We start from the raw sequence: 20,906 nt of genomic DNA on the forward strand, positions 1-20,906 counted from the left end.
ATAATTAGAAAACCCAAAATTTTAGAGTTGCGGTAATTTTGAATGGTAAATTTTAAAATGAGAAAATGATGAAACATACATATCACATACACGGAATGACTTGTAATGGCTGTCGCAGTCATGTTGAAAGCACACTTGCTAAAGTGGAAGGCGTTACCAATGCATCGGTAGATTTGGCAAAGGCTGAGGCAACGATAGAGATGGAAAACCACATTCCTATTGAAAGGTTGCAGCTAGCATTAAAAAATGATGGCGGCAGATACAGTATTCATATGCCGGGACATCACCACCATGAGGCTCCCAAAAAAGTGGAAAAACCAAAAGGTAAAGGAACAGGGGTATTTTATTGCCCGATGCACTGCGAAGGTGATAAAACTTATGGTAAACCTGGGGATTGTCCGGTTTGCGGGATGGATTTAGTTGAAGAACAAAATTTGTTGGTAACAACGTCAGAACAGTGGACATGCCCTATGCACCCTGAAGTGGTGAAAGATGAAGCCGGTTCTTGCCCAATTTGCGGCATGGACCTCGTGTCTTTAAAGCTTGAAGCATCAGCTGAAGAGAAAACCTATAAATCGCTGTTGAAAAAGTTTTGGATAGCCACGGCGTTTACCTTGCCAATTTTCCTAATAGCGATGAGCGAGATGCTTCATAATAATCCATTATACGATATTATGGAACAAAAATACTGGAACATGGTGCAGTTTGTATTATCGCTTCCTGTAGTGTTCTATGCAGCGTGGATGTTTTTCGAGCGTGCTTATAGAAGTATTAAAACGTGGAACCTAAATATGTTTACCTTAATCGGCATTGGTGCCGGTGTGGCCTGGGTATTTAGCGTGGTCGGTATGCTGTTACCAGATATGTTTCCGGCACAGTTTAAAACTGAATCAGGAGCGGTGCATGTTTATTTTGAAGCAGCCACAGTGATTTTAACGTTGGTACTTTTAGGACAGTTGTTGGAAGCGCGAGCACATAGTAAAACCAATTCAGCGGTTAAGGAATTATTGAAACTGGCTCCAAACAAAGCGATTAAAATGATAGATGATGATGAGGTTGAGGTTGGAATTGATAGCATTCAAATTAACGATATTCTTAAAGTAAAACCCGGTGACAAAATTCCGGTAGATGGCGTTTTGGTTAAAGGAAACTCGAGTGTCGATGAGTCGATGATCACCGGAGAACCTGTTCCTGTAGATAAACAGCTAGGAGATAAGGTTAGTAGTGGAACAATTAATGGTAATCAGACTTTTTTAATGAAAGCCGAGAAGGTTGGTAGCGATACCTTGTTATCACAAATTATTCATATGGTGAATGATGCCAGCCGAAGTCGTGCACCCATTCAGAATTTAGCCGATAAAGTATCTGCCTATTTTGTGCCCATTGTGGTTATTATTTCAATAATCACATTTGTCGTTTGGTCTATCTGGGGTCCAGACCCTGCCTATGTTTTTGCTTTGGTGAATGCGATTGCGGTATTAATCATAGCCTGTCCTTGTGCCTTAGGATTGGCAACGCCTATGTCGGTTATGGTTGGTGTTGGTCGCGGTGCACAGCATGGTGTGCTTATTAAAAATGCCGAGGCCTTAGAGTTGATGAATAAAGTTAATGCTTTAATTATCGATAAAACAGGAACCATTACAGAAGGTAAGCCAAGTGTGGAAAAAATTGGAGTTTTTGGTGAGGGTTTAACTGAAGATGTGGTATTACAATATATAATTTCTTTAAATACGAATAGTGAGCACCCATTAGCTGAAGCAACGGTGAATTATGGTAAGATGCATCAAACTAAAACTCTACAATCGGAGCAATTTAATGCGGTTACCGGAAAAGGTGTTGAAGCGGTTATTGATGGAAAAAACCTGGCTTTGGGAAATCCTAAAATGATGGATTATGTAAAAGCTGATATTAATTCGCAGATGGAAGAGGAAGTTAAAACTTATCAGAAACAAGGCAAAACGGTGTCCTACCTGGCTGTTGAAAATGAGGTTGTAGGTTATGTGGTTATTGGGGATAAAATTAAAGAAACCAGTAAAGCGGCTATAAAGGAATTGCAGAGCAAGGGGGTTGATGTGATTATGCTTACAGGTGATAATCACGATACGGCACAAGCAGTGGCTTCAGAGTTAAATCTGACGGAGTTTAAGGCAGGTATGTTACCAGAAGATAAATTGAAAGAAGTAGAGAAACTTCAGAATAAAGGAAGACTGGTTGCTGTTGCCGGCGACGGTATTAACGATGCGCCTGCATTGGCGAAAAGTAATGTGGGTATTGCTATGGGAACAGGAACCGATGTCGCTATAGAAAGTGCTATGATAACCTTGGTAAAAGGCGATTTACAAGGTATTGTAAAAGCGAGGCATTTAAGTCATGCGGTAATGAAGAATATTAAACAAAATCTGTTTTTTGCTCTAATTTACAATACGCTGGGTGTGCCAGTGGCAGCGGGGGTGTTGTTTCCGTTTTTCGGTATTTTATTATCCCCAATGATTGCTGCATTGGCTATGAGTTTTAGTTCGGTGTCAGTAATAACAAATGCATTAAGATTAAGAAAAGTAAAAATATAAATAATGAAAAAATATATTATATACGCGGCGATTTTAGGTGTTGGCCTTTTGTTAGGTTGGGTATTATTTGGAGGGAAATCAATGCAGGAAACAGAGCATACTCACGATGCTGAAATATCGGAAACCCAAATGTGGACCTGCTCGATGCATCCACAAATTATGCAGCCTGAACCTGGAGATTGCCCTATTTGTGGTATGGATTTAATACCAGCTGAAGCCGGTTCAGAGGGGTTAAGTGCCGATCAGTTTAAGCTAACTGAAAACGCCATGGCTTTAGCAAATATTCAAACAACCGTGGTTGGAAATGTGGCCAGCGAAGAACATGGTATTAATTTATCAGGTAAAATTGCTGAAAATGAAAGTGAAAATGCTGTTCAGGTAAGTTACGTTTCCGGTAGAATTGAAAAATTGAATATTAGTTTTACAGGGGAAGCTGTTAAAAAGGGACAATTGTTAGCAACAGTGTATTCTCCAGAATTGTACGCGGCTCAGCAGGAATTGTTAACAGCGCTTTCGTTGAAGGCATCCCAACCGGATTTGTATCAGGCTGTGAGGAATAAATTGAAATTATGGAAACTTTCCGATAGTCAAATCAATAATATTGAAACCACTGGAAAGGTTAAGGAAAATCTTCCTGTGTATGCAACAGTATCTGGTGTGGTAACTCAAAAATTAGTGAATCAGGGTGATTATATAAAACAAGGTCAGCCACTTTTAAAAATTGCCAATTTAGGCACGGTATGGGCTAATTTCGATGTGTATGAAAATCAAATATCACAATTTAAAAAGGGACAGGATATTGAGGTTACAGCAAAAGCTTATCCGGGAAAAGTATTTCATGGTAAAGTCGATTTTGTAGATCCGGTACTTAACGCCAATACAAGAACTGTGAGTTTACGTGTGGTTCTTAAAAATACAGATGGAGAATTTAAACCAGGGATGTTTGTTCAGGCTGAAATTAAAGGAGGTAATGCACACCGTGAAAACATGTTGATCATTCCAGCTACCGCTGTGATGTGGACGGGAGAGCGTTCAGTGGTGTACTTAAAAGCCAGTCAAACAGCCTCTGTTTTCGAAATGCGTGAAGTGACTTTAGGAAATCGTTTAGGAGAGACTTTTGAAATTTTAGAAGGATTAAATGCTGGTGATGAAATTGTTACTAACGGCACCTTTACTGTTGATGCTGCAGCGCAATTACAAGGCAAAAAATCGATGATGAACCATCCAAAAGAAATGAAGATGGAATCTGAGGAACAGGAAACAAATAGGTTAACAGTGTCTAAAGATTTTCAGTCGCAGCTAAAATCTGTGTATGATGAATATATAACTTTGAAAGACGCATTGGTTGAAGGAGATGCAGAAACAGCTTCTAAGGCATCTCAAAGTTTAGAAAAAAGCCTGATGAAAGTCGATATGAAGTTGTTGAAAGAAAATGAAGCTCACATGCGATGGATGTCTCAGTTAAAAGCGATAGAAAATAATACAGCGTCTATTTTAAAGTCTTCTAACATTGATGCGCAAAGACAGTATTTTAAAGAATTGTCGGATGCCTTAATAAGTGCTGTTCAATCCTTCGGAATAAATGAAAAAGTCTTTTTAGAGTTTTGCCCAATGGCCAATGATAATAACGGAGCCTATTGGTTAAGCAAAGAAGATAAAATTTTAAATCCGTATTTCGGAGACGCCATGTTAACCTGTGGAGAAGTAAAACAAATTATAGAATAATCAAATAAATTAAAAATCATGAAAAAAGTAATTTTAAGTTTAGCAGTTATTGCAGTGTTAGGTTTAGTAAGCTGCAAAAATGAAACAAAGAGAGAAGCCGAATCAACACAAACAGAAATGGCTGGAGATGTTGCGTTAACCGAATTGTCTTTTGGTGTTCGCGGTAATTGCGGGATGTGTAAAAATACTATTGAGAAAGCAGTTAATGCTGTTGAAGGTGTAGCAAAAGCAGATTGGGATGTTAACAAAAAGAAAATCGATGTCGCTTTTGATGGTTCAAAAACCGATGCTATGGCCATTCATAAGGCTATTGCTGCTTCAGGATACGATACAGAAAAAGTTGCAGGAAGCGAAGAAGCTTATAAAAATTTACCGGGGTGTTGCCAGTATGACCATGCTATGGAGATGAATCAGTCTGGAGAAAACGCGGCTGAATCTCATGACGAACACCACATGTAATAGATTAATAAGTCAATATTACCAAAGTCTTAAATTTCTTAATCTGTTGTTAAATTTTCGATTTTCAGTGTTGTATTTTGTTAAACCCTTATAATCAACTATTGTAAAGGTTGTATCTTTACTATAAGTATAAAATGATTAAAAAATAGCGAAGAAAAGATGAAAGAAAATAATCCATCAGGTGTATTCCAGGGTATCCATAATATACAAGTGGAAGAAAGAGATTTACCAAACTTAACAGACGATAGCGTAATAATTAAAGTAGGAGCAACCGGTATTTGCGGAACAGATTTGCATATCTACCACGAAGGGTTAGTGCCAGCAGGTTCTGTTTTAGGACATGAGTTTAGTGGAGAGCTAACAGCTGTTGGTAAAGATGTTGAAGGCTTAAATGTTGGCGATCGCGTGGTGGTTAATCCGATGTATAATGGTGTAGGTTTAGGGTTGGCTCCTGGCGGATTTGCTAGACAAGTAAAAATTGATCAGGCACAGTTAGGGAAAAACATCCTTAAAATATCTGATAAAATTAACAGTGAAAAAGGCGCGCTTTTAGAGCCGTTAACCGTTGGTTTGGCAGCGATTAATAAAACACATTTAACGTCATCAGATAATGTATTAGTGTCGGGTTGTGGTACCATTGGCTTAGTAACTATTGCTGCTTTGAAAAGTAAAGGTATTGAGAACATTATCGCGACTGATATTAGTGAAAAACGTCTAGAGTTAGCTAAAACCTTAGGAGCTAAGTTTACGTTTAATCCAACAAAAGATGGGAATTTAAAAGATTTTATTGTTGAGCAGTATGGCGAGGTTAATGCTCTTGATTATACAGGGAAATTACCGAATTTAACTTCGGTTTTCGAATGTACGGGAGTGAGTGCTTTGTTTGCACAATGTTTAGAACTTTTAGCTCCAGATGGGAAAATGACGGTTTTGGCTATTTACAGTAAAGAAACAACGTTGAACCCTAATTTGGTTGTTTACAAACGTTTAAATGTACAAGGGTCTTTATTTTATACAGATGAAGATTTTGCAGAAGCGATTGAGTTGGTTGAAAGTGGTAAGGTTGATGTAACTCCAATTATTACACACCGTTTTCCATTAGATGAATTGCCAAAGGCTTTTGAAGTTCAGGCAGATAGTAGTCAATCGGTAAAAGTGGTTGTAAACTGCAATTAATATTCAGTTTGAAAATATTAAAAAAGGCTTGGTTTATCCAAGCCTTTTTTATGTCTGTTAGTTTTGTTTTTTGTCTTTATACTGAAAAACGTTGTACGGAATTGATGTCCCAGTAATTTTTAAAACCACAACCCCATGAGCAGGTACCGTTTTTGTAATAGAAGACGATTTTGAAGATGGTTGAGTAGCTTTAGACCACAAATTTTTAGTGTCATAACCATCTGAAGCGTCAATTCCAATATCTTTTAAATTAAAGCTAATGTCTTGTTGTTCATTAGTTCTGTTTAATAAAGCAACCGCTACAATACCACTCATGGTTGAGGTTACCGGTTTTGCCCAGATTTCAGTTTCGCCGTAATCAATCACTCTTCTGGCTTGGTAAACAAATGTGCTTTGGTTTAATTCAATAAGTTCTTCGTTGGTTATGATTTCTTTGGTTTCTTCCGATAGTGTAGTTAAGTCATTTCCTAATAAAAGAGGCGAATGCATTAAGCACCACATCGAGAACTGAGTTTTATCTTCCTCGTAAGTCATACCACGTCCCACCTGAAGCATATCCATATCGTTATAATGTCCGTAGGAACTGTAAGGCCATAAGTCGGCATTGGCGTCAATGGTTTTTAAAGCCGATTCAAAAGTATCTGCTAAATCACCATTTATTCTCCAGGAATTAGCGACTTGTGTTACCCATTTGCCAGGGAATTTCCAGCGGCAAACATTATAGATTACAGAAGGTTTTATCGATTTGGCAAGTTTACCAATTTCAGTATATCTCGATTCTTCATCAAGGCCTAACCATTCGCCACCACACCAGTCTACTTTTATAAAATCGAAATCCCAATCTTTTAAAAACAAGTTTAAATCCTGTTTATCATGACCGTATAGCCCCATGCCTACACCAATGGTGTCTTTATCCCAGTAAGAAGCACAAGTGTTAATACCAGCATCAGAATAGATGCCTGCTTTTAATCCTTTGGAGTGAATATAATCCGCCATGGCTTTCATGCCAGTGGGAAAACGAGTTTCATGAGATTTTATTTTCCCGTTTTCATCTCGACCTCCAAAATATCCATCATCAATATTTAAGTACGTGTAACCATAATCATTTAATTTTTGATTTACTAAAGCATCAGCCTGTCCTTTAATGATGTCTTCATTAATGTTTATGCGATAGTTGTTCCACGATGCCCAGCCCATTAATGGAGGATGGAGTGTGGTGTTTTCAAGTGGCTTTTCAGAAGTGTTTGGAGGTTTACATGAAAATATGAAAACGGATAATAATAAAGTGTAAGATAGAAGTTTGTATGGTTTCATTTAATAAAAGGTGTATTCTCAAAAAGTTTTAGTTCTTGGATTTGAGTTGATTGTTTATTAATCAATAACACACAAAAAGTAGTAAACCCTTGCTTGCTGTGCAAAAAAAAAAAGAATAAGGAATTTATATTTCAAAAAAAACGCCCTCATTAAAAGAGAGCGTTGCTATGGTTGCTATGGTGTTCCCATTAATTGTTTAGTGTTGTTTTTATTCATCTTCAAGCACATCTACGATTTCGTACATGTCTTTACCGTCTACCTGAATAGGTTGGTAATACGTGTCTCCAAACTGTACAAAGGTCTGGTCGCCAATTTTAACTTCTTCACCACCTTCCGGTAAGTTAGGTACAATAGTTCCGGCTGTTGCAGGTACTACAATATAGCCATCGGCATTTTGTTCATAAAAAGCACCGCCGTAATAGTAGTTATTAGTTTCGTTAACAGTGACTTTTTCGGCCTCGGTAGGGATAGAAGGTACCTGAGCACCAATTGGTGCCTGAACCGCTTCAAAACCATCTTCGGTTTTTAAATAGTACGTGCCATTGTCGTAATGGTATTCCTCGTTATTATCATTGCTGTCGTCAATAATGGCAACAATAATGGCTGTTGTGGCTAATGTGGTTACAAAATAACCCCATGGATGCCAGTGTGGACCCCAGTAGTATGGACGATACGGGTGGTAGAAATATGGTCTGTGACAGTAAAATCTAAAACCTCCAAAAATGTAAGGTGGTCGCGAATAATGCGAATGGCTGTGTCTTACATAAGTGTTTCTGTGGTTGTGGTGATTGTTATTAACATTGATGTTAATATTGTTATGACTGTTATTAATGTTAATGTTATTGTGCCCACCACCGGTATTTCCAGGTCTTCGATTTACCGTTTTTACATTTGAAGTATTTTTATTTCGATTAATAACTTGTTTGTTATTTGTTGGTTTATTTCTGTTAATAACCTGTTTGTTATTATTGTTTGTAGTCGGTTTGTTCCTGTTTATAGTCGTTTTGTTGTTTGTATTTCGGTTAGGTAAATTGTTTCTGTTAACCACTTTGGTATGACCACCATTTATGGAGCCGCCTCGGTTTGTTGGGGTTGTGACTTTTCGGTTTGCTGTAGTGGGTCTGCTTACCGGGCGACTTGCCGGTTTGTGAGCCATGCTTGTATTGCCACCTCTTGACACCGGATGTTTTAAGCGTTGTGCGTTTAAGTTTTCGGTGGTTCCCAAGCTTAAAATAACTATTAAGGCTGTAGCTGAAAAGTATTTAATGCTGTTTAATATAAGTTTCATAGTTATGTTTATTTAAGGTTAGGATTTTGCCATAATACTGATTAAACTGGCATGCGGTGGCGGGGTGAAATTGTATATGGTTTCCGGAATATTTGGGTTTAACTCCCAGTTGTTGAAATTAGTTTCAAACTGTAAGTTGCCTTCTTTTTTGTATACAATAATCAGGCGTTTTGGTAACATGGTTGTGTTGCTTGTTATCCACAGCTGAATGTGTTTTTCATTATTTGTTGCAGTAATGTAGAAACATTTTTCGCCATCAATACTGCGTTGTCCTTCATAGCTTATCGTGTTGAAATCTTCAATAAGATCATCTGTAAATGATGGATAGAAAAAATCGGCTGCCGGAAACTTAAAATCGAATGCGGTATGCATGGAGTCGATCATGGTTAAAATAGTGTCTGGTGCTTCAAGAGTAACGTAATTATTTTCACTTAATGAATAATAAGAAACATATTCGCCATCATACCAGTATCCAAAATTACCTGAGTCACCGGTAGTTGTTGAGGTGAATTTATCAGGACCTGTCATAGCTATATGGCTCATTGCATAATAAGTGCTTAAATTACCATTATCGTCTAGTTTATCTGTTGCTGTATTAATATCGAATTTTACAGATTCAAGACTACCAATGATGTCTGCCATTTTATCCAGAATGTAAACAGCTGTAGAGTCTATACTTTTTGTCTGTGCCTGAGAAAAGCAAACAGCAAAAAGGCTGAAAAGGGTTAAGAGTTTTTTCATAAAATGTTTTGTTAAAATGCTTTAGGTATAGAGACAAAAAAGCCAGATTTCACTTTAATGTTCATGAAATCTGGCTTTTAATTATGTTTTAATCTTTTCCTTTTTTACCCCAAACTTCGACTTTAGCTCTTTTGGTTAAAAGGACCTTGCCTTTAGTGTCGTATTCCATTTCTAAGTATTTTACTTTATCGCCTTTACTTGGCACGGCGTAAGGTACAGAGGACATGCCATTGGTTAAAACCCCAAGGCCTTTGGCATCATATTCCTTTTTTTCACCATTTTCCATAACAATGGTTAGACTTTTTAATTCCAGAGTACCCTGCGTACAGGTTATTTTTACTTTGGTAATGTCTTTTTCAGAGCCTGAAAGTGATACTTTATCTTTTTCATTTTGAAAAGCAACAGTCTTTTCTGCTAATTTTTTCCAGTTGTCGTTTTGAGCCTGTGTAGCAACAGAAACTAAAAAGAATAGTATAAATAAATATTTCATTGTAAAAGGTTTAGGTTTAACATATTCTGTCTTAAATTTAGTGAATTATCTTCACTTTTTCTTACATCTTTTCGAATTTTAATATTTAGATAACTTAGGTGAATTAAAATTGAATGGAAAGACTAATACTTTGGTTTAATATGAGTTAAGTTGTGAGGTTGTTCGTCTAGCGATACTTTTTGATAAAATACATGAAAATGCCCCTGTTTTTATAACTGAACAAATCTCGAACGAAACTCGAACAAAACCCGAGCAAGAAACGAATCGAACCTCTGGCGTTATTTTTTAATTAAAATGTTGAAAATTAATGGTTTTAGTGGTTGCTTCGTTTGCTTACAATACCGCCTCCAACTTCATTAATATTTTGCACATACATAAAGGCTTTTGGGTCTGCTTTGCTAATCGCTTTTTTTATTTTATGCACCTCAATTCTGGTGACAACGGCAACAATAATATCACAGTCTTGTTTTATACCGTAAGACCCAGGTAAGTTACCGCGTTCGCCTTTGTATACGGTAACTGCCTTTTTAAAATCGTTAACTATTAACGATTTTACCTTTTCAGAGTCTGGGGCTATTATGGTTAAGGAAATAAGTTTTTCAAATCCGTCAACGACATAATCAGATGTTTTTAGTGCCGTATAAAAAGTGACAATAGAATACATGGCTTTTTCGATGCCTAAATAGAAGGCAATGATTAAAAATAAGGTTGTATTAATTGTCATAATAATTTCAGCGGTAGATAGTCCAATATTTTTGTTGGTGTAAGCGGCAATAACTTCAAGTCCGTCTATTACACCGCCTCCGCGTATAACAAATCCAATACCTAATCCAACAAAAACACCACCAAATATTGCGGTTAAAAAATGGTCGTTAGTGACTTCCGGTACAGGTAAAATGTGCATCATAAGTCCTAATAGAATAACAGCAATAAATGAGCTGGCTGCAAAATTTTTGCTAATTTTTAAATAGCCTATATACACAAAAGGAAGATTAAGTAAAACCAGAGGTATACTCACACTAATGTGATAGAACTCATGAATTAAAATGGAAATACCTAAAAGACCACCATCCAGAAAATGATTTGGTATCATAAAACCTTTTATGGCAAATACCGCAAAACAAACACCTAAAAGGGTTAAGGATAAGGATCTGAACGAAAAAATGGTTTTGAAGTGTAACTCTTCAGAATTAACATGACTCATAGACATTAAATTAAATAATGAAACTTATAGATTGCTGCTAATTAATTCGAAAAGAGGTGGTTCTGGTTTTGGTTGAGGCTAGTCTAAGGTACGCAAAAAAATATATAGTTGGAGTATTGGTGAAGAAATAGTAAAACCTCTTGTGGTGTTTGTTGCTTAAAATTGGTGTTTGTTATTGCATTTGTTAAGTATTTGATAATCAGTTAAAAAATAAAACATGATTAGTTTTTAAATAATCGATGGTTTTATTGATGAATATTTAACTTATTAACATAAAAAGTGAGACTATGTTAAATATTGGTTTATTTACTTAAGAATCAATTATTTGTGGTAAATTTACGAGGCTTCTCGGGTCACCTCTCAACCTCTCTAAGATTTATGTTATAGTAATTTTTAATCATTTTTTACGAATTAGCGCATCGTAGAAAGTGGGTTTAACATTAAATCTGTTTTTATGAAAAAAAATTACTTACCTCAGGATGTCTTTTTGTTTTGCCTCATAGTTTTTTTTATTTCATTACCGTCTTTTGCACAAAAGAATAAAGATATTATGCCAGTTGTTGAATGTGTAAAAGATTTAACCAATGGTCTGTATCAGGCTACTTTTAGCTATTATAACCCAACTAATAAGGAAGTTGTAATTGATGAGTCGGGTAGTATTGTTAAAACAAATAACGGAAAAAAAGTAGCTAAAGGTTTAAATAAATTCAAGCCAGGGTCTGTTGAAAAGGCGTTTACAAAGATATATGGACCGCATGATTATGTAGAGTGGACTATTATTAGTAACGGAAATACCCATACCGTTATAGCGAATGCTAATTCGAATAAATGTTATGATGACGATGGTATTGTTTTCCCTGTGGTGGGGAATAATGGAAAATCTTATGATATTATTGGTCAGAAACTTTCAGCTTTATGTGATGGTGTTGCAGGAGAAACACCTTCCGATTTAATTTTTCAAATTGATGAAGGAAAGGTGTTAGTAGAGATTGTGCCTAAGGCCGGTGAAATGCAAGCGGTTTTGGATTTATTGCAAGGCCCGGTCTTCAATATTCCTGATTCCGATTTCTTACTGGCTGTATCTGAATACCTTAATCTTGCTGCAATTGATGTGTATATTATCCCTTCTGATGTATGTCTCCTTAATAATTATTCAGATATTATAAATTTTGCAAGGCCCGTTTATCCGGCTTACAATAATTCCGGAGGAATTGTTTCGCAAGGTGATGGCGCACAGACTTCAGATTTGGTGAGACAATCCTTTCGAATCATTCAAAGCGATGGAACGGTTTTACCTGTAGACGGAACGGGAGTAAAGGTAGGGGTGTTATCTGATAGTTATGATATGGCCTTGGGAGGTCCGGAATATGCTGCTCTAGATGTTGAAAATGGGGAATTACCTTCTGGTGTTCAGGTTTTAGCTGATAATAAATATAAATCATCTGATGAAGGTCGGGCCATGTTACAGATTATTCATGATGTAGCGCCCGGAGCTTCTTTGGCATTTCATACGGCAACGGCTTCTCCAAGACAGTTTGAAGTGGGATTTAATGCGTTAAAAGATGCTGGTTGCGATTTGATAGTTGATGATATAACGTTTATTACTGAACCCTTCTTCGGGATTGGTAGAATTTCAGAGAGTGTTCAGGCTTTTGTAAGTCAAACAGGTGGCTTTCATTATACCTCCGCCGGTAACATTGCGAATAAAGGTTATCAGGCTAATTTTAATAGTTCTTCAGGAACGCCAATAACGAATTTTATACCAGCCGGAACACCTACAGTTGCTCATGTTTTTGGAACGAATTCTAATGGTTCCGAGGATTATTTACAGAAAATAAGTGTTGTTCCGGGAACTTATTTGGTTGTATTGCAATGGAAGGAGGATGTGGCATCACAACAAAATCAGGTTGGAGCCGATAACGATTTGGATATTTATATTGTTGATGATTCGGGTCGATTATTAGTTGGAAATAATCGTGTAAATGTGAATGGAGACCCGACTGAAATTATAGTATTTAAAGCCACAGGGACAGGCGATGCGAATATTTTAATAACGAGTGCAAACGGACCAACAAATGTGCCATTTAGATATATTGCGTTCAGAACAACGGCCGAAGACGGTACACCAGATGGTCTTTCATTCCCAGAGTACTTCGGTACGGGAGCACCTACAGTTAGTGGACATGCCATGACACCGGAATCCATTACCGTTGGAGCTGTAGATTATAGGTTTGCAGATAGTCCGGTAGCAGAAGCGTTTTCAAGTTATGGAGGGTTATTAAAAGATGGTGTAAATTTAGAAATTGATATGTATGCGCCAGATGGCGGGAATACAGCTTCCACAACTATTGGTCAACTGGCAACATGTGACACTTGCGATAAAGATGATGCACTAAATTTTTATGGAACTTCTGCTGCAGCACCTCATGCCGCCGCCGCCATGGCATTACTTAAGTCGGCATTACCATATTGGTACCCTGATGGTTCGGGAGCCTCAACATTTTCAGATGCTGATGCCTTGTCAACGTTTAAGAATACAGCGGTTGGTTTCACAGCTCGGGATGGCGGAGCAGCACAGTTTTTAAATACGGTAAATGCTTTTAAAAGTCTGGCGGCACAGACAGCTAATATTACGTCTTTAACTATTTTAACAGGGAATCCGGGAGCAGAACCTATTCAGCTTTCTATTATAGGAGAATTTTTTCCGTCTTTAAGTGAAGAGCCATATCCGGCCAAGGTATATTTTGATGGTAAGGAAATTACGGATATTCAGGTGATTTCCGATACTGAAATTATAGCAATAATTCCAGAGTTTACAGGAAACCCGGATTTAAAAATCTATACAGCACCAAAACCTGGAACTGAAGGGAATGGTGGGTTTTCCGATCCGGTTAAAATTTTACCTGATGGCAGATATGCTATCAATATTGTGCCAAATAATGCTATTTTTGAATATGGTCAGGATATTAGTTTATCATATTATGTTCAAGGTCTGCCTCCTGAAGATATTGGTGATTCAACCTTATCTTTTCCTGAGATTATGGCAGCTTTAGGATTTCCTGAAGTCGTGTTAAGTTCGGGAGCGGACGAAAAATTGGCATTAGGAGAATATCCCATTGTTTTTGATTATGTGATAACACCATCATTTGCAGAAGAGTTATCTACTGAGTTATCCGAGAAATATCAGGTAAACTTCGTTTCAGGCTATATCGATTCAGATCCGGAAATAGGTAAAATAGGGTATTTGACGATTACTAAAAAAGATTTAACAATTACGCCTGAAGATGTAGAGTATACTTATGGGGATCCAATTACTATTGGATTTAATTATCAATTTAATGGAACAGGAATATCTGATGAAGAAGGATTTAGGTTATTGATTGATGAAACCCATGCCAGTGATTTTAAGGATGGTATTCCTAGTAAGTTTCAGGCTTTAGTTAGTAAGTTTCAAGCTTTAGTTAGTAATTATGATATGACCTTTTTAAATGGAGGTAGTTGGAGTGCTTCCGGACGTACTATTCAAAATAAATTTCAGGCATTAGTTAGTGGAATGAGTGTGATAAGTTTAGATAATGATAATTTTACTAACTATATAGATGCACGCGAAGATTTTGATAGTGGAACAACAAGTAAGTTTCAGGCTTTAGTGAGTAAGTTTCAAGCTTTGGTAAGCGCTGAAGATTTATTTGCTGGCGATGTGGAGTTAGGTATAGAAAATAAATTTCAGGCATTGGTTAGTAAATTTCAGGCTTTAGTAAGTTCAGATGATCCGGAGAGGCCTTATGAAGGGTATGCTGAGGTGTTTACAATAGTAGATGCTGAGGATGCGCCTCCTGAAGATGGGACTGATGATGAACGGGCTATTTCTGAAATTTATGCTTTAAATATGTTAACTGGTATAGATGTAACAACGGAGGAAGATAAGAATTATGTGTATCCAGGAGCATTTTTGAATGAAATGTCGGCAAACTTTAATATTACGTATGGCATAGGGAATGTTATTATTAATCCTAAGGATTTAAATGTAAGTACAGAAAACATTTCCATTCCTTATGGAACTGATTTGACTGAAGCCATGCTTTTGGATATTACAACATTTGATGGTTGGGCATTTGAAGGTGAAGCTATGGAGTCTGTTGAAATTGTTTTTCCTGATGGCGTGCCATTCTATTTTGTGAAAGATAATCAGGAGTTTGAATTGTCAGAGCTTAGTACATTAGGTGAATATCAGATTAAAATAAGAGATCCTAAAAATTACGTTATAAATTCTTTGTATGATGAATCCTATGGCGCTTTAACCATAACCCCTGCAACACTTCATGTTATTATTTCTCCTGATGATTCTGTTGTACTTCAAGGTGAAAACCCCGATTTAGCTTTCGAATTTGATGGCTTTGTCTCCGGTGATGATGAAAGCACGGTCTTTCCAAGTGGTGTGCCTTATTATTTTGTAGATGATACAGGTAATAGTTTTAACGATACCAGTATTCCTGGATCGTATTATATTAAAATAACAGAACCTGAAAATTACATTATAATTTCCAATACATCTCATGTATTCGTGAACCCTTCAGATAGCAATAGAAAGGTAAGAACTTATGCCGATTGTGTTGCTTACGATCCGAATGCTATAGGTAATTTAAAATATACAGTAGTTTACAGATATGAAAATGATAATAATTATCCTGTATATGTTAATGAAGGAGAAGATAATAAGCTAACAGGTGCTCCTCATAGTGGTGTTTTACCAACGGTATTTATGCCAGGAGAAGGAATATTTGAGATTCAATTTGATGGGACTCAATTGGTTTGGAGTCTAACAACCTATGATGGTACACAAAAAAGTTCGGTATCCTCGGCATCTACTAGTGAAAGCGGTAAATGTGATGCTAAACTGGATGGAGCATATTCCGTTTATCCAAATCCAGTTTCGACCACGCTCTATATTGAGCAGAATATTATGGAGAGTAATGTTTCAGTTTTGGTAATTAATATGTACGGATTTGTAGTCATCGATGCAGGAACATTTGATAGCCCTCTTAGTACTAAGGAAATCAATATGTCAAGTTTACCAACAGGTCTGTATGTTGTTAAGGTAGCCAGCGAATCAGAGATAAGAACCTATAATATTTTAAAAGAATAAATGTTTCTATGAATTTAAGGCAAGGGTTACTTTTTATTTGTGTGTTTTTTCTGTTAGCTTATTCAGGTTTCGGCCAAAATAGTTCTATAGATAGTCTTAAAAGAATTGTTAACTCAGGTGTTAAGGATACCACAGTGGTTATTGCTTTAAATGAATTAAGTAAGGAATTAATCGGTATAGGTGATTTTAACGAATCTTATTCAGCTGCAAAGAAAGCTAATGATTTGTCTATTGAGATAGATTATAAGAGGGGAGTGGCTTATTCATTAAAAAATATAGGACTAACTCAGTTTTATCAAGGGAAGTATCTTGATGTACTTAATTCCTGGACGCAATCATTAAAGGAATTTGAATCTATTAATGATACAATTGGTATGGCTACAGTAGTAAATAATTTGGGAGTTATTTACTATAGTCAGGGAGGAAATGTTAAGGCATTGGATTATTATTTACGTTCTTTAAGTATTTCGGAGAAAATTAAAGACAATTATAATGTAGCTCAAACTTTGTTAAATATTGGAGGGCTCTATGCAGAAATGGGGAATTATGATAAGGCATTGGAGTATTTCAATAAGTTTAATGACTATAAGCAAAATGTTAATGATAATGATTCCAAACTTTTAATAGGATACTTAATGGGAGTTGGAGAAGTATACTATAAAAAAGGACAATATGATGAAGCACTTTATTATTATCAGGAAGCTTTGGTTATTAATAACATTGTTTCTAAACGTGTAGACAATCTTCTTAAAATTGGTAAAGTATTATTAAAGAAAAATGAGATTAAGAAATCAATACAAAATTTTAATGATGCTTATGAGATTTCAAAATCCAATGAGTTATTACTATCTCAGATTCAGGCCTTAGATGCTTTAGGAGAAGTTTATAGAAAGGAAAATTTTAAAAAGTCTGTTGCAGCCTACAAAGAGGCAGAAGCCTTAGCAAAAAGTATTGAGGCTAACGATGAGTTGAGAGATATATACAAAGGTTTGTCGAGTACTTATGCGATGAATAGTGATTTTGAAAAAGCTTACTACTACAATGAATTATACGTAGCTAAAAAAGATTCTTTATTTAACCTAGAAACAGATGATAAAATAAGAGGACTTCAGTTTGATTTTGATTTAGAGAAAAAGGAAGATCAAATTGGTCTTTTAGAGAAAGATTCAGAAATTATGCAGCTCAAGCAAAAAAGACAAAAAAGTGTTATTTTGGTTTCTTTGTTAACTATTCTCGTTGTATTTATATCAGCGGTGGGACTATATAAACGCTATAAGTTTGTGAAGGCAACAAATCTAATTATTGAGCAGGAGAAGAAACGATCAGAAAATTTATTACACAATATTCTTCCTGAAGAAACGGCAGTTGAGCTAAAAGAAAAAGGTAAAGTAGAAGCTAAGAAGTTTGAATCTGTTACAGTATTGTTTACCGATTTTAAAGGTTTTACCTATTTTGCTAAAGATTTGTCTCCGGAAGACCTTGTAAATAGTGTAGATTATTACTTTTCTAAGTTTGACGAAATCATGGAAAAATATGGCATCGAAAAAATAAAAACTATTGGTGATGCCTATATGTGTGCAGGAGGCTTGCCATTCCCAACCTCCGATCATCCTTTTAAAGTTATTATGGCGGCTTTCGAAATTGCGCAGTTTATTGATGAATCGAAACGAAATGCCGGAAAAAACGTAACTACATTCGATATTCGTATTGGTGTTAATACCGGACCCATAGTTGCCGGAGTTGTTGGAATTCATAAGTTCGCTTACGATATCTGGGGAGATACTGTAAATGTAGCTTCAAGAATGGAGTCGCTATCAGAACCCGGTAGAATTAATATTTCTGAAAACACTTATGACATTGTTAAAGACGTTTTCGACTGTAAATATCGGGGTGAGATTGAAGTGAAAAACCGTGGAATTATGAAAATGTTTTTCGTAAACGGAATAAAAGATCAGGGATTTTTAGATCGGCTTCAATTGAATAGGACTGCTGTTTAAATAATTTATTATATTTAATAGGAAAAATATTATAATTCAATCTTTGTTGAATCCAATGATTATTGGAGAATAAAGCAATAGCGTATGAAAGGCTACTTAAAATTAAGAAAACATGCTCTACATATTTTAAACACAGAATTACCTGAAGAACTTTGTTATCATAATATTATTCATACGCTTGATGTTCTTAACGTGGTCAATAAATATATTCGAAGACAAAAAATTGATAATCATCATGCTAAATTATTACGTATAGGAGCTATACTTCATGATATTGGCTTTACCGTTGGAAGAGAAAATCATGAAGAAAAAGGTGTTGTTATAGCCAAGCGATTAATGCATCAGTACAACTTCTCTGAAAAAGATATTAAAATTGTTAAAGGATTGATTTTGGCCACCAAAGTGCCACAATCTCCAAAAACTAACTTGGAAAAAATAATATGTGATTCAGATTTGGATTATCTGGGAAGAAGAGATTTTTATGTTACCGGAGATCAGCTTTTAAAAGAATTGAATAATCAGGGGTTTAATCTGGATGTTGAGGAGTGGAATAAAATGCAGATAACATTTTTGAAAGATCACAAATACCTCACCGAGTTTGCTAAAAAGTACAGAAAGCCTAAAAAAGTGAAACGTATAAAGGAATTAGAAAAGTTAATTGAGAATGAAATTGCGAAATAGTATTATTTCATAATATCGAATAGAATAAACAGTATTTCCTTTAACTGACTTCCTATTAAGTCTCTTAAAATGCGATAGGCTTTTGTAATCTGGCCTTCAACCGTTTTTACCGATATATTTAAGTATTCTGCAATTTCAATATTGGTCAATCCGTCCTGCTTACTCAGTAAAAATATTTCCTTGCATTTTTTTGGAAGTTCCTCGATCCCTTGAGTAACCATCGCTATTTTTTTAGCTAACATTTCCCCATTATCTTCATCAATTGTTTCGTTTATAGCTTCAATATAAGTGTCTTCTATTGATTGAAAAGGCTTTTCTTTGCGGTAATGACTAATAAAATTGTTAAAGGTAGATTTATATAACAGGTTTTTTATTGGTAAATCAGGGTTTAGTTTTTTTCTGTATTTCCAGGTTTTTAAAAATGTATTTTGAACAATGTCTTCTGCTGTATCATGATCTTTACATAGATTTAGTGCATAAATAAAAAGAGGCTTGTGGTAGGTGTTTATAAGGTTGGTAAAGGCCTCTTCATCTCCTTTTTGGAGTAGAAGGATTAAATTTATATTATGCTCATGTGATGCAGACATTAAATAGTTTGTGTCAAAAAAAAGGAAATGTTTCGTAAATGTCACAAAAAAAATAATAAAAAGTAAAAAAAGAAAGAATAAAAGCAAGGGTGGGTAATTTTTGTTGAGTATTAATTAAAAAAACAACGTAGAAATACATGTCTAAAGAAATAGAAGATATATTATTAAAGTATTTATCGCAATCGGCTAATCCAGAGGAATTAAGACAGCTTTCAAAATGGTTGGAAGATTCGAAAAATAAGCAAATCTTTAAAGAATTTGTGAAGACGAATTATGCTATTACTTATAGTGTAAATCATCCGAATACTAAAGCTACGGTCGAAACTTTAATGAATAAAATACGTAAGGAGCCTAAAGTATTTAAGCTTCAAACGGTATTTAAGTATGCTGCAATATTAATTTTATTTATTGCCGTTGGAATTGGTGTGTATAATGAGACGTATAAAAATGAAGAGGTTATTGTCGAAAATGCTCTAAAGGAAATCCTTCCGGGTGATCAAAAGGCAACATTGGTTTTATCTGATGGTAGCGTTGTAGATTTGGCGGCTCATCAGGACGAATTAATTTCGAAAGACGAGCTTGCAAGTATTCAAAATACAAAAGAAGGTTTAGTGTATGATGCATTAACAAATCAGGAAGAATTAATTACCGAACAGCCGAAAATAAACACATTAAATGTTCCAGTTGGTGGTGTGTATCAAATAAAATTACCTGATGGGACAAAGGTGTGGTTAAATTCGGCAACATCGTTAGAGTTTCCAGAACGTTTTGTTGGAGATCAACGTGTGGTAACTTTAAAAGGAGAGGCCTATTTTGAAGTGACTAAAAGCAAGCGTCCTTTTATAGTAAAAACCAATTCGGCAGATATCACTGTTCTTGGTACACAGTTTAATGTATCATCTTATGACGATGATGAATATTTCTCTTCAACATTAGTGGAAGGAAGCATTGCATTAAATTCAAATTTAAAGGATCAAAGTAGTACAATATTAGCACCTGGACAACGTGCCGTAATTGAAAAGATGAATCCAAGTATAGATGTGGCTTCGGTAGATACTCAAGTCTACACGGCATGGAAAGAAGGTAAATTCTATTTCGAGCGAGAAAGTTTAGAACAAATTCTTGTAAAAATGAGTCGTTGGTATAATGTAGATGTTATTATAGAAAATGAAAGCTTAAAAAGCGAAACATTTACCGGTGTAGCGTATAAAAATAAGCAGGTAGACTATTTGCTAAATATGATAAGTAAAACCACTAAAGTCAATTATAAAATAACTAAAAATAACAAAACAGAAAAGTATGAAATAACGCTAACCAAGTAATATTAGCAGCAAAAAAAATGGGAAATGCTGCAACATTCCCCATGTAAGTATTTGTTAGCTAATAAAAAACTATTAAAACTCAATTAATTAACTAAACACACAAATTTATGGAAAAAAAGTTAACCACAACAACTTGTAGGTTACTCAGTAAACTCAACCCTTTAATTATACGGTTCATGAAACGTTCTCTCATGTTATGTATCGCATTT

General features: G+C 35.6%; 14 protein-coding genes. 8 read left to right on the forward strand and 6 right to left on the reverse strand.

Translation table 11 applies throughout. The features are described 5' to 3' along the window. The first annotated feature begins 68 nt into the window (after positions 1-68). From NO995_RS15045 to NO995_RS15060, 4 genes are all read left to right on the forward strand, one after another. Complete coding sequence (locus NO995_RS15045) at positions 69-2,567, forward strand: heavy metal translocating P-type ATPase (protein WP_258228276.1); 2,499 nt, start codon at positions 69-71, stop codon at positions 2,565-2,567. A gap of 3 nt (positions 2,568-2,570) precedes the next feature. After that, positions 2,571-4,292 (forward strand): efflux RND transporter periplasmic adaptor subunit, encoded by a 1,722-nt coding sequence (locus NO995_RS15050; protein WP_258228213.1) that lies wholly within the window; start codon positions 2,571-2,573, stop codon positions 4,290-4,292. Between the two features lie 18 nt (positions 4,293-4,310). Next, complete coding sequence (locus NO995_RS15055) at positions 4,311-4,751, forward strand: heavy-metal-associated domain-containing protein (RefSeq protein ID WP_258228214.1); 441 nt, start codon at positions 4,311-4,313, stop codon at positions 4,749-4,751. A 159-nt stretch (positions 4,752-4,910) separates the two neighbouring features. Next, positions 4,911-5,927, forward strand: coding sequence for a zinc-binding dehydrogenase (locus NO995_RS15060; RefSeq protein WP_258228215.1), 1,017 nt, complete (start codon positions 4,911-4,913; stop codon positions 5,925-5,927). A 57-nt stretch (positions 5,928-5,984) separates the two neighbouring features. Here NO995_RS15060 and NO995_RS15065 read toward each other — a convergent pair whose 3' ends face one another. From NO995_RS15065 to NO995_RS15085, 5 genes are all read right to left on the reverse strand, one after another. Further along, positions 5,985-7,241 carry a glycoside hydrolase family 27 protein gene (locus NO995_RS15065; RefSeq protein ID WP_258228216.1) on the reverse strand — a complete coding sequence of 419 codons (1,257 nt, stop codon included), beginning with the start codon at positions 7,239-7,241 and terminating at the stop codon, positions 5,985-5,987. A 208-nt stretch (positions 7,242-7,449) separates the two neighbouring features. Next, complete coding sequence (locus tag NO995_RS15070; RefSeq protein WP_258228217.1) at positions 7,450-8,529, reverse strand: DUF6515 family protein; 1,080 nt, start codon at positions 8,527-8,529, stop codon at positions 7,450-7,452. Positions 8,530-8,547: 18 nt separating this feature from the next. After that, the gene (locus NO995_RS15075; protein ID WP_258228218.1) at positions 8,548-9,270 is read right to left on the reverse strand and encodes a DUF2092 domain-containing protein; all 723 of its coding nucleotides are present in this window, start codon (positions 9,268-9,270) and stop codon (positions 8,548-8,550) included. A gap of 88 nt (positions 9,271-9,358) precedes the next feature. After that, complete coding sequence (locus NO995_RS15080; RefSeq protein WP_258228219.1) at positions 9,359-9,760, reverse strand: hypothetical protein; 402 nt, start codon at positions 9,758-9,760, stop codon at positions 9,359-9,361. Positions 9,761-10,073: 313 nt separating this feature from the next. Continuing rightward, the gene (locus tag NO995_RS15085; protein WP_240573515.1) at positions 10,074-10,964 is read right to left on the reverse strand and encodes a YitT family protein; all 891 of its coding nucleotides are present in this window, start codon (positions 10,962-10,964) and stop codon (positions 10,074-10,076) included. Positions 10,965-11,418: 454 nt separating this feature from the next. Here NO995_RS15085 and NO995_RS15090 point away from each other — a divergent pair, with 454 nt between their 5' ends. From NO995_RS15090 to NO995_RS15100, 3 genes are all read left to right on the forward strand, one after another. After that, complete coding sequence (locus NO995_RS15090) at positions 11,419-16,110, forward strand: S8 family peptidase (protein WP_258228220.1); 4,692 nt, start codon at positions 11,419-11,421, stop codon at positions 16,108-16,110. An 8-nt stretch (positions 16,111-16,118) separates the two neighbouring features. After that, a complete protein-coding gene (locus NO995_RS15095; protein WP_258228221.1) occupies positions 16,119-18,107 on the forward strand; it encodes an adenylate/guanylate cyclase domain-containing protein in 1,989 nt (662 codons plus the stop codon). 84 nt (positions 18,108-18,191) lie between these two features. Then, positions 18,192-18,788: an HD domain-containing protein gene (locus NO995_RS15100; RefSeq protein ID WP_258228222.1), complete on the forward strand. Its 597-nt coding sequence runs from the start codon at positions 18,192-18,194 to the stop codon at positions 18,786-18,788. A gap of 2 nt (positions 18,789-18,790) precedes the next feature. Here NO995_RS15100 and NO995_RS15105 read toward each other — a convergent pair whose 3' ends face one another. Then, positions 18,791-19,375 carry an RNA polymerase sigma factor gene (locus tag NO995_RS15105; protein ID WP_258228223.1) on the reverse strand — a complete coding sequence of 195 codons (585 nt, stop codon included), beginning with the start codon at positions 19,373-19,375 and terminating at the stop codon, positions 18,791-18,793. 137 nt (positions 19,376-19,512) lie between these two features. Between NO995_RS15105 and NO995_RS15110 the strand changes: the two genes are divergently transcribed. Beyond that, positions 19,513-20,697: a FecR family protein gene (locus NO995_RS15110; RefSeq protein ID WP_258228224.1), complete on the forward strand. Its 1,185-nt coding sequence runs from the start codon at positions 19,513-19,515 to the stop codon at positions 20,695-20,697. Positions 20,698-20,906: the final 209 nt, after the last annotated feature.

It is taken from the genome of Aestuariibaculum sp. M13 (assembly GCF_024723255.1).
Classification (GTDB): domain Bacteria; phylum Bacteroidota; class Bacteroidia; order Flavobacteriales; family Flavobacteriaceae; genus Aestuariibaculum; species Aestuariibaculum lutulentum.